Origin of the sequence: Psychrobacter glacincola, from assembly GCF_904846075.1 — a bacterium.
Lineage (GTDB): Bacteria > Pseudomonadota > Gammaproteobacteria > Pseudomonadales > Moraxellaceae > Psychrobacter > Psychrobacter glacincola_C.
Genome location: NZ_CAJGZH010000001.1, coordinates 1,375,280 through 1,388,951, shown reverse-complemented (window position 1 = coordinate 1,388,951; position 13,672 = coordinate 1,375,280). Strand labels below are relative to the sequence as shown.

Sequence of the window (13,672 nt, the reverse complement as noted above, 5' to 3'; positions counted from 1 at the left end):
CATGACGCTTTAGATGAAATATTTTTGCTTAGGCTATCTATCCAATGGGGCTCTGAAATTCAGTCAAACTCATGGCATTTAAGCGGTCTAAATCTTCTTGGGTATCGACCCCTGCAGGTAGATGACAAGCGGCAACTGCAATAGCAATCTGCGCTCCATTTTCTAAAACGCGTAACTGCTCTAGGCTCTCAAGTGTCTCAAGTGGCGTTTGCGGCCAATGCACAAACTGCTGCAATAAACGGACGCGATAAGCATATAACCCTAAATGACGATAAGCATTTTTTGGTGGGTTTCTATGACCATCATTGGACAATACGACATCACGGTCGCAAGGAATGGGTGCTCGGCTAAAATAAAGCGCACGTTGCAAGTCATTAGAGTGTTGACTGACCACCTTAACCACTGATGGACGCATAAAAGTCTCATAGTCGTCGATAGGCTCACACAAAGTCGCCATCACGCTATCACTGTCTGCGACCAAAAGCGCCTTTACCTGCTCCAATAATAACGGTGGCACTAACGGTTCATCGCCTTGCATGTTGACCACGATATCATGGTCAGCCCACCCTTTAATGGCGGCAACTTCTGCCAAACGGTCAGTGCCTGAAGCATGCTCGCTACTGGTCATCACCACATCAAACCCTGCATCTATGCATATCTTGGCAATATCGTCATCATCCGTGGCAATACACATATCATCAGCGAAGTGCGCTGTTTGCGCCTTTTCAGCAACCCAAAGAATCATCGGCTTATCATGTATCTCTAGTAATGGCTTGCCGGGCAGCCGCGTGCTCTTAAAACGAGCAGGGATAACAATATGAGTTTTGGCGGGCATAATCACTGACGACATGGGTTTCCTATAGCAATTTTTATACGGTTTAAAGCATCATCTATTATTTGCTTTGGTATTATTATTGGTACTGTTATCGTTTGCGATATCGATACCTAGCTTTTTTAGCTGCTGCTGCAGATTATCATAACAGCTGTCAGAGAGTTCGGCGGTTACTGGCAGTACCCATAGTCTGTTTATCAGCGTTTGATACTCATTATTTAGCGCTTTATCAGTAGTAGCTTTCGATAGCAACGCTCTTATTTTTACCGCATCTTTACTGGTGACTACGATTGGATATTCGGTATACTGCAATAATTCCGCCAACTCAAAATCATAATGATCAGGATAAGCATGTCCAACGACATCGAAGCCTAGCGAACTTAAAGTATCAAAAAACCGCTGCGGATAACCAATACCGCTCACCGCATGCACTCTACAACCCTTTTTAGGGGCATCAATTTGAGAATAAGATAAAGTAGGTTGCCATAAGAGTTGCAGAGCATCCGCTTCTAGATGCATTGTCAAACGATGGGCTCGGTACAGATTGCTATTATCTTTATTATTGTCCACTGAATCTGTTGTTAGTGGCTCATGGTAGATGACAGTTGCACCCTGCAATCGCGACATGGGTTCACGTAAAAACCCTGTTGGCAGGAGTTGCTGATTACCAAAGCCCCGTTCTGAATCGACCACAATCCATTCAATGTCACGTTGCAGTGCATAATGCTGCAAGCCATCGTCGGCAATAATGAATTGCAAGTCAGGATGGGCAGCTAACAAGGTCATAATTGCTTGCTTACGATCGGGACATACTGCCATGGGTGCATCTGTCATATTGACAATCAAACAAGGCTCATCCCCTACCACGTTGGGCAAACTGGCGGCATCGACCAAAGCGGGCATTTGACTGGTGTCGCCACCGTAACCACGGCTGATGACTCCTACCTTTATTCCGCGTTCTTGTAGATAATCAACCAAAGCAATAATCAATGGTGTTTTGCCACTACCGCCCACGCTAATATTGCCGATCACCATAACGGGAACAGGCGCACGATAACTTGCTAACAGCCCAGCTTTATAAGCTTGACGACGCAGCGTGGTGATAAGTCCGTACAACCAACTAATAGGTAGCAATAGCCATAGCCAAGCGGCTTGACGTTGCCAGGCACGCGTCACTGTCGTTTCAATACTCATGATAATTGACCACTTACCTATTCAGCTAAACTTGAACTTAGCACGATTTGAACGTCAAAGCTGCTCAAAGAATAGTCCGATAATTTTATTCAAAGTCGCGTTCATACATTTGCGCATAATGACCTTGTAATTGCATAAGCTCATCGTGCGTGCCCAACTCGACGATTTGACCGCTGTCTAACACGGCGATACGATCGGCTGATTCAATGGTGGTCAGTCGATGTGCAATGACTAATGTGGTACGATCTTTCATCACATTATCAAGCGCTTGCTGAATGTAATACTCTGATTCATTGTCTAACGCACTGGTTGCTTCATCTAAAATTAAAATCGGCGCGTCTTTTAATAGCGCACGAGCAATCGATAAGCGCTGACGCTGCCCGCCAGACAGCTGCAAACCTTCAGCACCAATTTCACTTTGATAGCCGTTTGGCATTTTCATAATAAAATCATGAGCAAAGGCATCTTTTGCGGCGCGCTCAACCTCAGCTTGGGTTTTATTGGCTAAGCCACCATAAGCAATATTGTTAAATACCGTGGTATTGAACAGGACTACTTGTTGATTGACCATCGCAATCTGCGCCCGTAAGCTCTCAAGCTTAATGTCTTCAATCGGTATACCATCCAAGGTAATTTGCCCAGAAGAGGTCGATAAGGTGCGCGTCAGTAAGTTTACTAAAGATGACTTACCAGCACCACTTCGCCCTACCAATGCAACCGTCTCACCCGCTTTTACATCTAACGTAAAGTCACGCAAAGCGACCGTTGAGTCAGGATAAATCAGACTGACATTATCCAGCTTGATTTCGCCCGTCAAAGCAGGGCTAAGCACACCAGTGTCTGTTTCTTCTGGCTCATCTAACAAGGCAAAAATAGACTCACCTGCCGCGATACCTTTTTGCAGTTTCTGATTGATGTCAGTCAATGAGCGTACCGGCTTGCTGAGCAAACCTGCAGCGGCAATATATGAGATAAACTCACCCGCTGAGATATTGTCAATCACCGATGGGCGTAGTGCGAGCCACACCACAACTGACATGGCGACAGCCATTAGCAGCTGTACTGCTGGCGTATTGATACTGTTGGTCACCACGACCTTCATGCCTTGGCGTAAGTTCTTTTTCGATGTTTTATCGAAGCGTGCGGCTTCGTATGCTTGACCGCCATAGTTTTTGACAACCTGATAGCCACCAATCACTTCATTGGTAATATGGCTGACATCACCCATCGTCTCTTGAATACCCTTAGACAACTTTAGATAACGCTTTGAGGCGATGCGAATAAGCCACAATATTGGCGGTAGCACAACGAATAAAATCAACGTCAAACGCCAATTGCTATAAAGCAAGAAACCTATCAAGGCGACGACTGTCAAACCATCCCGCAGTAGCGTCTTCATAGAGTCTGTACTAGCGGCGGTGACTTGCTCAACATCAAATATCAGCTTGGATGAAATGGTACCAGCAGGATTGGCTAAGTAAAAAGAGCTTGGCAGACGAAGCAATTTATTAAAGACTTCCACTCGCAGCTCATATACCAAATTACGTGAGACCAGAGCAGAATAGTAATTACCCAAAAAGCTACCAACACCGCGGACAAAAAACAGACCAATGATCAATAATGGAAATAAATCTTGTTTGCTTTGATCGTTCTGATTAATGGCATCGGTGATGTATTGAAGTAATTTGGCAATCCAAATCTCTGTCGCCGCATTAATCGCAAAGCCCAACACAGTAAGCATTAATGCCCACCAGTATGGTTTTAAATAACTCAGCAAACGCAGCAAGGTCTTATGTTTAGGTATGTTTGACGGCTCTGCTGATAGTTTTTTAGCAGCAGTTTTTGCAGAGTCAGGTTGATATGCTTGGCTCATAAAAGCCTCAATTTGGGGGTCATAACATGAATGGACTGCGTTAAAATTACAGTTTTATAAGAACATCTATCAATGGCAATAAAGTAGCTATAGGCTACTGCGGTAACGGCTGACCAAGTGGCACGACCGTACTGATATTAAGATTCAAAAATCCCAGTTTACCCGCAATGTCCATCACTCGCACAACCGATTGGTGGGTGGCATTGGCATCCGCAGCAATAACAAATAGCATGTCACGATTACTGCCAGCTTCTTGTTGTAGCATACTTGTCAACTCTGCCTCATTGCTACTAGCAAGCGTAATACCGTTCACCAGATAACTGCCATCTTCTTGTACTGCCACTTCGATACTGTTTTTCTCTTCTGTCAGCGCAACACCTTCAGCTTCAGGAAGAATAATATTTAAACGACTAAAATGATTAAACGACGTTGCTAACAGCAAAAACACAATCAAAAACAACAAACAATCAATCATCGGGGTCAAGTTAATTTCGAGCGGCTCAACAGTCGGTTTTCTAAAGCGCATATCACTCTCTTTAATTTACTAGATACTCATGTGCTTGATGGATTATTAGTGCGTGTTGAACAGTCACAAATACTAAAAAATAAATGCTAAAAAATAAATACTAAGAAGTGACGGCAACACCATTATTTGAGCTTAATCCATCCACTGCATACTCATTATCTACAACGTCATCCGATGGCGCACGATGTGCAGGCACATTCAAGCCAGCAGTAGATGTATTTTCCAGTAAATGATAATCATACAACTCTTGAATCATGAGTCCCGCTTGCGTCTCAAACTGGGCATTAATATCGATAATACGGCGCTGAAAATAACGATAGGCAACCAGTGCTGGAATAGCCACGATCATACCAGCAGCAGTCGTAATCAACGCTTGTGACACACCAGCAGCAAGCATCGTTGGGTCTTGCATCGCCCCATCAGTAATCGCCAAAAATGACGAAATAATGCCTAACACCGTGCCTAACAACCCCAGTAGTGGCGCAATCGCCCCTATGGTCCCAAGCATATTGATGTTTTTTTCTAACTGATGCACTTGTACGCTAGCGCGGTTTTGCATATGCATCGTCATCGAGTCTAAGCCATATTGACGATACAGCAGCCCTGTCGCTAAAATATCTCCCAAAGGTGTTTTTTCTTTGACATTCATCAACTGTGTACGACCAATATCCCCATTCTCACGTAAGCGCGTGATTAGCTGTTCGCGCAATCTACTCGGAGCAACTTTATTAAACTGTAAAGTATGACTACGCTCGATGATGATAACCAATGCCAATATTGAGCACACCACGATAGGCGTCATCAACCAACCACCCGCTTTTACCAACTCCCACATATTGACTCTCTTTTATATTTTTATAAAAATAGCGGTTATCAAAATATCTTAATATTTACAGCATCATGACAAACTCGTTAGCGATATCAAGCCTGTGCTTCTATGTGCTTAATCAAAGCTGCTAACTGATCTTGGTTATGGAAAAATATCTCAACACTACCCTGGCCATCTTTTTTATGTTTGAGTTTGACTTCAGCCCCTAACATATCTGTCAGTCTTTGCGTCAAGCGCTCAACCTCACGAGATTGCGTTTGCTCAGCACGATTGGCTTTAGGCGCAGGCTGTAAGATCGATTTAACCAACTTTTCAGCGTCGCGTACCGTCATACCACCGTCGATAATTTTTTGCGCGATAATCGGCTGCTGCTCAGAGGATAATGCCAAGAGCGTGCGCGCATGACCCATATCTAGGGTGCTATTTGCCAAATGATCTTTGACTGTATCATGCAGTTGATTGAGACGCAGCAGGTTTGATACGGTGGTGCGTGCCTTGCCAACGACTTCGGCAATCATCGCATGACTCATACCAAATTCAGTATGAAAACGTTGTAATGCAGCGGCCTGTTCAATCACGGACAAGTCCTCACGCTGGATATTTTCAATCAAGGCCAGTGCGATGGCAAGCTCATCAGATAAAGCACGTTCAATCGCTGGAATAACGGCTTTACCTGCCATTTTTGCTGCACGCCAGCGACGCTCACCAGCAATGATCTCATGGGTAACGAATGCTTCACTCTTGTCTTCATTGGCCAATAACGGACGGATAACGATCGGTTGCATAACGCCATGCTGCTCAATCGAAGACGCCAGCTCTGCAAGCGCCGTTTCACTCATATCACGGCGTGGCTGATACTTACCCGCTTGCAAACGCGTGACATCTATTTGCACCAAGCTTATCTGGTCTTCAGAGGCACTAGTATCTGTTCCATTAACACGATTCTTATTAGCCGTACCTTTGTTTATCGTGCGCGGCGACCGTGTGGTTCGACTGCTGGCAGTGGTGTCAGAGGCAATAGGTTTGGTCGTTGGTTTTTCACTGGTCTCATTATCATCAGATTGAGCAGGCGTGCTAATATTTAATCTATCAGCGTTTAGCGTTTCAGCTGGCAAAGTACTCTCACGCGCCGCCATGTCGTCTTGCAAGGCAGAGGCGGTGATTTGCTTTTCTTTTTTGATTGACCCCAACAAGGCATCTAAGCCTCGATTGGCAGCCAACCCTCTTTTCTTCGCCATGATTACCTATCCTCTAACGCTAAAATAAAAGCCAAATAATTATTAATACAGCTTACTCATTACTTATAAATACGACATTCAATGTTCAATATCTGTTTAGTCGCTTGTGCTGACATTCTATCACTGGTGCTAAAAAACATGCATACATGCATATTAGTCACTTTGTTTCATGACTTCAGCCGCCAATTTTTGATAAGCGCGCGCACCTTTTGACCATCTCTCGTAAGCGATAACTGGCAAACCATGCGCTGGCGCTTCTGCCAAACGAATATTTCTTGGAATATGGGTTTTATACATAATATCGCCAAAGTGCGCTTCAAGCTCGGCAGACACATCCCGAGCCAGTGTATTGCGTGCATCAAATAATGTTCTCACCACACCGCGGATATATAGCTTTGGATTCAACTCGGTTAAACGCTCTATCGTCTGCGACAAATCAGCCAAGCCTTCTAATGCATAGTATTCACACTGCATAGGAATAATAACGCTATCTGTAGCAACTAACGCATTAATCGTCAGCAAATTCAAGCTGGGTGCACAGTCTATAACCACATAATCGTAAGCAGGTTTTTTAGCAGCTAGCTGATCATTAACCAAAGCCACCATTGCTGTTTTAAACAGCTCATGACTATTGGTCTTGTTCATTAGGGTGATATCCATGCCTGCCAAATCACGATTGGCACCGATCACATCAAACCCCGCCGGACTGGTAACAATAGCATCAGACAGCGATACTCCATCCAATAATACGTCAGCGATAGTTAGCCCAAGCTCGTTTTTATCAACACCCGTACCACTGGTCGCATTACCCTGTGGGTCTAAGTCAATCAGCAGTACATGCTTGCGCTTCGCAGCCAAGCTGGCGGTCAAATTTACTGCCGTCGTGGTTTTGCCCACGCCGCCTTTTTGATTCGCAATTGCTATGATTTCCATACACTCACTCAATTTAATTAGGGTCTATTACTGTTATTTTACTTTTGGCTTACACAATCAATTTTTCGCTAAACTTTGCATAGCATCATACTCATAAGCGTAAACAATACGAGTACTTTTATCTAATTAGCACGATTTGCATCACTATATTTTGAATATTATGCCATTCAAATATCCACAAAATCATGTGATACCGACATGTATCACTTAAAAGGTGTTCATAGCTTAGACATTTTTATAGGACAATTCAATTAAATGACGACTATCATGTAAACGAGGCACTTTAAGCTTAATCGTCTTAATATGCCAGTCATTGTCCAGCGCTTGTAGTTCTTCATCGCTTGGCGCTTTGCCTTTCATCGCGCATAGGTAACCGTTATCTGCTAAGCGCGGCTGAGCCACTTCGACAAAATCGATCAAACTGGCAAAGGCTCTAGAAGTCACAACGTCATAGCTGGCGTCATGCGCCTCGATACGAGAAGCAATTGGCTGCATATTATTCAAGCCAAGCTCACTGCTGATTTGCTTAATAAAACGAATTTTTTTCTGATTACTATCAAGTGCGGTGCATTGACGCTCTGGCTGACAAATCGCAATAATAACCGCTGGCATCCCTGCTCCTGTGCCAATATCTAACAGTGACCCTGACGGTAAATGCGTTATAATAGCCAAACAATCAATTATATGTTTGATCAATGCCTCTTCTGGATCAGTGATGGCGGTCAGATTATACGCTTTATTCCACAACAAAAGCTGGTCTAAGTACAATAATAATGTGCGCTGCTGCGTCTCACTCAAGGGTAAATTGAGCTCATTGACCGCTTGTGCCAAGGTATTCGCCAGCGCTGGCAACTGTGCGCCAAGCTTTACAAAGCCAGTCGGATCAATACGGATATTGCCCGTGTTAGCAGAGGATGAAGATGTTTTAGTAAAGTCTGACATACAACGAGTTATCCAGTTTTGACATGTGAACCGTCTATTTTATCATGCAGTCTGCCCATTGAATAGTTGCAGATTGCGCCAATGTGAGACATCTTATACTATCTGAGCCTATATTGAGGCGTTATTGTTCTTTAATCGCCTTAAATGGATGATGAATGATTACTTATATAGGCGGTTTTGACAGAGCCTGCTAATGATACAAAACTGCTTTTAATGATTTATTTAAAACACCGTTTTATCTTGTAAGATGTTTTTATGAACGATGCAAATTAACTAGAAAAAACCAAGTATTAGCACTCATTAGTAAACTTAATAACACTTAATAGCACTTAATAACCACGCCACTTTCCACAAACGATATAATTTATACCTATGACCAAACAGCCACACATCCCTACCTCTCAATTATCGAGAGACGCTAATAAAAAAGACGCTAATAATATGGCAACACCCATCATTGAATTAAAAAGCACCAAATCAGCAACACCGAATGCACCGCATCCATGCTTTATTGATATCAAGCAGCGCTGCCTTGTCACCGCTGAGCAACTAAAACGCTATAGCGATCCTGATGAATTGCCCTCGGATACTCGCACGGCACCAGATCTAGACGTTGGCTTTGGTCAGCAGCGTGCACTAAAAGCCTTACAAACAGCTTTGGATATCAAAGCCAGTGGCTATCATGTGTTTGCTGCTGGTGAAAATGGCTTGGGCAAACGCACCGTCATCAGCCGCTTGCTAACGCGTATTGCCGCCGATGCACCCACACCTGACGACTGGGTATATGTGCATAATTTTACCGATCCACGTACCCCTTTAGCCTTGCGACTACCTGCTGGGCAAGCCTCTTTATTGCAGCAGCAAGTCACTCACTTATGGCAACAAGCCAAAAAGCGATTGAGCCAACGCTTTCGTAGTGATCAATATCAAAGCAAAATCGAAGCAATCAAAAATGACACGCATCAAAAAGAAAGTCAGGCTTATGATGTGCTCAATGCAGAAGGCAAACAATATGATTTGGCGTTGACGTTTCGCTCCTTTGATAATAAAGCGGTGTTTGTACATCCCAGTCAACTCGCGACAGAAACTAGTGGTAGTAATGACAAACCATCTGCTAGCAACAAAAATAAATCCGTGAGCGATAATAGTAGTGAACCGAGCATTCTTAGCACCGAGTATAACGATCCTATAAATGCAGAGCAGAATAAAAACAATACTGAATACGGCAATAGTGAATACGAAGCTGAGCTAAATAACTTTGTCCAAAAAAACCATATGCAAAAACGCTTAAGTCAGTTGACCATCGCGTTAGAGCAGTTAGAGGACGAAGCCAATGATGCGATAGAAGCCCTGCATCGCAATATTGCACGTCGTGCATTACAACCGTTATTTGCCCCTGTTTATGAGCAATTTGCCAGTCACCCACTGGTCATTGACTATCTCAAGACCGTATTTGCCGACATGGTTACGCATGTCGAGCGCATCGTCAATGGCGATGACGAAGAGTTTGTAACGGCAGTTTTGGCCACAACCCCAAGTCGCTATGCGGTCAACGTCATTGTCAGTCACATGCCGGACGACGGTGCACCCGTCATCTTTGAGGACTTACCGACGCACTTGAACTTGTTAGGTCATGTCGAGCAAATCACCCAATTGGGCACGGTCACCACTGATGTCAGTATGATTCGAGCGGGTGCTCTACACCGTGCTAATGGTGGTTATTTACTATTAGAAGCGAGTCACTTACTTGAGCATCCGTATGCCTGGCAGGGTCTCAAGCGGGCGTTACAATCACGCAAAATCAAACTCTCAAGCCTTGAACAAATGCTGACCTTAACAGGCAGCTTATCGTTAGCACCTGCCCCCATTGACCTTGATGTTAAAGTGATTTTGCTTGGTGAAGCAGACTTATATTATGAGCTGTTAGAGCTTGAGCCTGAGTTTGATGCGGTATTTAAAGTACGTGCGGATTTTCACGATGACGTGCCTCGCAGCAGTGAGCACGAATTGGCGTTAGTCGCGAAAATGGCTGATATCATTGACTATGCCAATCTCTATCCGTTTGATCGTAGCGCGCAAGCTGCCCTACTTGAGCATTTAAGCTTACAAGCAGAAGACCAAGACCGCTTAAGCTTGCACAGTGATTTATTAATCAAGCTGTTGCATGAGTCTAACCGCCACGCGCATTTAAGCGGAAAAAACATTGTTAATGCCTATCATGTCACACAAGCCATCGATGATATGGACGAGCGTTCAGGATACCTGCGTGACCTCTATTGGGATGAGCTAAGAAACGGTCAGCAGCTTATTCAAACTCAAGGCAGCGCTGTCGGACAAGTCAATGCGCTGACAGTGGTCAGCTATGCCGATAGCGAGTTTGGCATGCCCGCCCGCTTGACTGCCGTCATTCAACCAAATATCGGTACAGGTGAGATTCTCGATATCGAGCGTGATGTAGACTTGGGCGGTAGTTTACACGCCAAAGGCATGCTGATTATGACCAGCTATTTGCGCGCATTATTCAGCCAACATCATGCGCTCAACTTTAGCGCCTCGCTCGCTTTTGAACAAAGCTACGCCCATATCGATGGCGATAGTGCTACCGTCAGCGAAGGCTGTGCGCTGCTATCTGCCTTAGCAAACGTCCCGATTGATCAATCATTTGCCATTACTGGCTCTATGAACCAATTGGGCGAAGTGCAAGCGGTTGGTGGCATCAACTCTAAAATCGCCGGATTCTTTGATGCATGCCGCGAGCAAGAATTGACTGGGCAGCAAGGCGTGGTCATTCCAATGGCCAATGTCAAACAGCTCATGCTGCGTGACGACATCATTGCTGCCGTCAAAGCGAACGAATTTCATATTTATGGTGTCTATACACTGAGCGAAGCATTGACGCTGATGACTGGTTTGCCTATCGATACCATGAACAAGAAAGGTCGCTATCGTAAAGACACGTTGTTTGGCAAAGTTTTAAGTCGTCTGATGTTATGGGATGAAAATCAAGATAACAATGACGATGGTATGGATGATAAAAAGTCCAAAAAGAAAGATAAAAAGAAGCAGAAAGCAAAACGTCAAAAAAAACGGGACAAGAGAAAAAAGGAAAAACACAAAGACAAGGCGGAGCACAACGAAGTCAGTATAAATGATGATCAAGGTATCAACCAAAGCATCAATCAAGGTATCGATAAGAATGCCACTAAAACGCCCATTGACGCCATATAAGCTGATTTATAGTGAAATTTAGCTGTATCAAAACCAATCCATAAGTCAGTGTGCTAATTGAAGACATGCCCTAGACGCTACGATACTTTTCTGCGATGATGAATGGTTAATACTCCGCTAAGCTATACAAAAGCCAACTCGTAATTTCATAAAGGTTATCGCTTAATGACTGTACATTCTACTGACGCCGACCACTCTCATGCTCAAACGAACTCTGTTGAGCAAGCTAATACTGTAGCGGCAGCGGACAGTCATGTCTCAGGAGATAACAACGATAATCGCCATGGCGCGGCGACGACGGCGCGCCAGTGGCAAGTGCTATCGCAACTACAGCGCAACCGCTGGGTGGGCACAACCCATATCTACGAGCAGCTGATGATGGCAGGTTTTGACATCAGCCTACGCACTGTTCAACGCGACTTAAATGCGCTAGCAAAACGCTTTCCTATAGAAAAAAACAACGCCAACCCACAAGGCTGGCGCTGGCGTGATGACGCGCCACTCCAAAGCTTACCGCACATGAATCTATCGCAAGCAGTCGCCTTTAATATGGTTGAAGCCAATCTAACTCAGCTACTACCACCTGTTATTTTAGATGAATTATTTCCGTGGTTTGACTTGGCAAGGCGGCAGCTAAAAAACAGTAAAGTCACCCATTCATGGATCGACAGAGTGCGTATTGAGCCTGCCACTCAGCCACTAATCGCGCCGCATATTGACTTGGATAGCAAAGACAATATTTACCATGCGCTATTTTATCAATTACAAATCAAAGCCTGCTACACACGCAGCAATAAATCACAGGCCAGTGAATATCTTTTGAATCCCATCGCTATTATCCAGCGCGGTGTGATTATTTATCTGCTGGCAACTCGTACTGATGATCCAAACTTTACCATTCGTACCTTTGCCCTACATCGATTTGCTAGCGTTGACATTCTTGAAAGCGCCGCACAAACACCTGAGAGTTTCCAACTCGATAATTATTTGGATGCGGGTGGTATGGGCTTTAGCCACCCCTTATTCGGTGAGCTGCCTAATCATGGCAAAAACACCGCTATTGAGCTACAATTCACCAAACAAGCGGGCAAAAGCCTGACTGAAAGCAAGCTCAGTGACGACCAAACTGTTACGTTGGATGATGACACGCTGACTATTCAAGCCACTGTCAACCTAACTTCACAACTGGTTTGGTGGTTGCGTGGTTTTGGCAATGGTTTATTGAATGCCAAACCAGCATTGTTACATCAAGCCGTATTGGATAAGTTTTTTGATCATAAATAACAACTGCGAGTAATGATGCTCAAATTTAACCGTATTCAGACGATTACCATTATTTAAAAATGAAGAACGAAAGTAGATAAGGAATGTTATGCCGACCACTACCTCATTGCCATTACTGTCAGACAGTTTAAGAGGACTGGGCTTAGACGCGGGAACCTTATTTTTTGCGCTAAACTATGAATTTACCAAGATTGAGCCAAAAGGCATGTTTAAGCGCTTTAAAAAAAACCAGAGCGCTATTGATATTGATTTGGCTTGCGTACTATATGACGACAATTGCACCATCAGTGATATCGTGTGGTTCAAACAATTGCGCGATAAAGCGGAATCAGTGAAACATCAAGGCGACAGTCTCAATGGCAAAGATCGCGGCGAACAAGCGATGTATTTGGCACCTCTTGACCAAGAGCAAATCAGGCTTTACTTAGATAAAATCCCAGCACATATCACCCACATTGCTATGATAGCCAACTCTTACCACGGTCATCCGTTTTCAAGAGTCAAAAAAGGCGAGATTCATCTAAGCGATGATGAAGGCAATCGATGCTTTGAAGTCAATCTAAAGCAACTGCCACGTGATTGCACGACGCTGTGGGTGGCACATTTACGCCGAGAAGTGGATGATTGGCATCTCACACTACAAAACTTACCCCTTACTGCCGAAGATTTAGCAACGGCGGCGCAGCAAGTCGCCCATGAATTGGCCCGTGCGCTACCCATTCCACAAGCTATCTAAATACCATAAAATATCCGTTTATTGCTAATAAAAAGGGTGCAACGTTCTGATAACATT

11 protein-coding genes are annotated in these 13,672 nt (G+C 44.2%); 3 read left to right on the top strand and 8 right to left on the bottom strand.

Going from position 1 to position 13,672, the window contains the following annotated elements:
• Nucleotides 1-37: 37 nt before the first annotated feature.
• The 8 genes from kdsB to rsmG form a co-directional block, all read right to left on the bottom strand.
• Complete coding sequence (gene kdsB / locus JMW85_RS05880) at nt 38-850, bottom strand: 3-deoxy-manno-octulosonate cytidylyltransferase (protein WP_201581189.1); 813 nt, start codon at nt 848-850, stop codon at nt 38-40.
• 36 nt (nt 851-886) lie between these two features.
• Entirely contained in the window at nt 887-2,026 is a 1,140-nt protein-coding gene (gene lpxK, locus JMW85_RS05875; RefSeq protein ID WP_201581188.1) for a tetraacyldisaccharide 4'-kinase, read from the bottom strand.
• A gap of 85 nt (nt 2,027-2,111) precedes the next feature.
• The gene (gene msbA / locus JMW85_RS05870) at nt 2,112-3,899 is read right to left on the bottom strand and encodes a lipid A export permease/ATP-binding protein MsbA (RefSeq protein WP_227681677.1); all 1,788 of its coding nucleotides are present in this window, start codon (nt 3,897-3,899) and stop codon (nt 2,112-2,114) included.
• Nucleotides 3,900-3,993: 94 nt separating this feature from the next.
• Nucleotides 3,994-4,425, bottom strand: coding sequence for an ExbD/TolR family protein (locus JMW85_RS05865; RefSeq protein WP_025651795.1), 432 nt, complete (start codon nt 4,423-4,425; stop codon nt 3,994-3,996).
• 100 nt (nt 4,426-4,525) lie between these two features.
• Nucleotides 4,526-5,260, bottom strand: a complete 735-nt coding sequence (locus JMW85_RS05860) for a MotA/TolQ/ExbB proton channel family protein (RefSeq protein ID WP_055124227.1) — start codon at nt 5,258-5,260, stop codon at nt 4,526-4,528.
• Nucleotides 5,261-5,346: 86 nt separating this feature from the next.
• On the bottom strand, nt 5,347-6,492 hold the full coding sequence (locus JMW85_RS05855) for a ParB/RepB/Spo0J family partition protein (protein ID WP_201581187.1): 1,146 nt from the start codon (nt 6,490-6,492) through the stop codon (nt 5,347-5,349).
• A gap of 153 nt (nt 6,493-6,645) precedes the next feature.
• Nucleotides 6,646-7,425 (bottom strand): ParA family protein, encoded by a 780-nt coding sequence (locus JMW85_RS05850; protein ID WP_201581186.1) that lies wholly within the window; start codon nt 7,423-7,425, stop codon nt 6,646-6,648.
• Between the two features lie 225 nt (nt 7,426-7,650).
• Entirely contained in the window at nt 7,651-8,367 is a 717-nt protein-coding gene (gene rsmG / locus JMW85_RS05845; RefSeq protein WP_201581185.1) for a 16S rRNA (guanine(527)-N(7))-methyltransferase RsmG, read from the bottom strand.
• A gap of 372 nt (nt 8,368-8,739) precedes the next feature.
• Here rsmG and JMW85_RS05840 point away from each other — a divergent pair, with 372 nt between their 5' ends.
• The 3 genes from JMW85_RS05840 to JMW85_RS05830 all read left to right on the top strand — a co-directional run bounded on the left by JMW85_RS05840 (nt 8,740) and on the right by JMW85_RS05830 (nt 13,615).
• On the top strand, nt 8,740-11,595 hold the full coding sequence (locus JMW85_RS05840; protein ID WP_201581184.1) for an ATP-binding protein: 2,856 nt from the start codon (nt 8,740-8,742) through the stop codon (nt 11,593-11,595).
• 165 nt (nt 11,596-11,760) lie between these two features.
• A complete protein-coding gene (locus tag JMW85_RS05835; RefSeq protein WP_201559783.1) occupies nt 11,761-12,879 on the top strand; it encodes a helix-turn-helix transcriptional regulator in 1,119 nt (372 codons plus the stop codon).
• Between the two features lie 88 nt (nt 12,880-12,967).
• The gene (locus JMW85_RS05830; protein ID WP_201559782.1) at nt 12,968-13,615 is read left to right on the top strand and encodes a TerD family protein; all 648 of its coding nucleotides are present in this window, start codon (nt 12,968-12,970) and stop codon (nt 13,613-13,615) included.
• The last annotated feature ends 57 nt before the right edge of the window (nt 13,616-13,672 follow it).

What these genes read in the sequence shown, in the direction of transcription:
- kdsB (WP_201581189.1), bottom strand. Translation starts at nt 850, where the DNA reads ATGTCGTCAGTGATTATGCCCGCCAAAACTCATATTGTTATCCCTGCT.
- lpxK (WP_201581188.1), bottom strand. Translation starts at nt 2,026, where the DNA reads ATGAGTATTGAAACGACAGTGACGCGTGCCTGGCAACGTCAAGCCGCT.
- msbA (WP_227681677.1), bottom strand. Translation starts at nt 3,899, where the DNA reads ATGAGCCAAGCATATCAACCTGACTCTGCAAAAACTGCTGCTAAAAAA.
- JMW85_RS05865 (WP_025651795.1), bottom strand. Translation starts at nt 4,425, where the DNA reads ATGCGCTTTAGAAAACCGACTGTTGAGCCGCTCGAAATTAACTTGACC.
- JMW85_RS05860 (WP_055124227.1), bottom strand. Translation starts at nt 5,260, where the DNA reads ATGTGGGAGTTGGTAAAAGCGGGTGGTTGGTTGATGACGCCTATCGTG.
- JMW85_RS05855 (WP_201581187.1), bottom strand. Translation starts at nt 6,492, where the DNA reads ATGGCGAAGAAAAGAGGGTTGGCTGCCAATCGAGGCTTAGATGCCTTG.
- JMW85_RS05850 (WP_201581186.1), bottom strand. Translation starts at nt 7,425, where the DNA reads ATGGAAATCATAGCAATTGCGAATCAAAAAGGCGGCGTGGGCAAAACC.
- rsmG (WP_201581185.1), bottom strand. Translation starts at nt 8,367, where the DNA reads ATGTCAGACTTTACTAAAACATCTTCATCCTCTGCTAACACGGGCAAT.
- JMW85_RS05840 (WP_201581184.1), top strand. Translation starts at nt 8,740, where the DNA reads ATGACCAAACAGCCACACATCCCTACCTCTCAATTATCGAGAGACGCT.
- JMW85_RS05835 (WP_201559783.1), top strand. Translation starts at nt 11,761, where the DNA reads ATGACTGTACATTCTACTGACGCCGACCACTCTCATGCTCAAACGAAC.
- JMW85_RS05830 (WP_201559782.1), top strand. Translation starts at nt 12,968, where the DNA reads ATGCCGACCACTACCTCATTGCCATTACTGTCAGACAGTTTAAGAGGA.